The sequence below is a fragment of the Pseudoalteromonas sp. SIMBA_162 genome (genome assembly GCF_046535955.1).
Classification (GTDB): domain Bacteria; phylum Pseudomonadota; class Gammaproteobacteria; order Enterobacterales; family Alteromonadaceae; genus Pseudoalteromonas; species Pseudoalteromonas marina.
Genome location: NZ_JAWJBQ010000480.1, coordinates 1 through 268 on the forward strand (window position 1 = coordinate 1; position 268 = coordinate 268).

Sequence of the window (268 nt, forward strand, 5' to 3'; positions counted from 1 at the left end):
CTGTTCACCATCGCCCAGCAGCACGGCCTTGAGCGCAGGGCGCTGCTGGCACAGGTCGATCAGCGCATCGAGAAACAGGTCCGGGCCTTTTTCCGCGCTCAGGCGCCCGACGAAACCCACCAAGGGTTCCATTTCGTCGCGGCGTACTTCGGGCTCGCGCAGCGGCGGCCCGTCCAGGCTCGCCGGCAGTTCCAGGGCCGGCTCCGGCAGGCCGTTGGGGATCACCCGCAGCTTGCCCTCGGCGACCCCCGCCTCCAGGTGCAGCAGG

At 70.1% G+C, this 268-nt stretch carries 1 protein-coding gene; it reads right to left on the reverse strand.

What is annotated here, in order from left to right; all coding sequences use genetic code 11:
• The coding region (locus R0J88_RS20580) for a glycosyltransferase (protein WP_410900966.1) at positions 1-268 on the reverse strand (268 nt) is incomplete at both ends.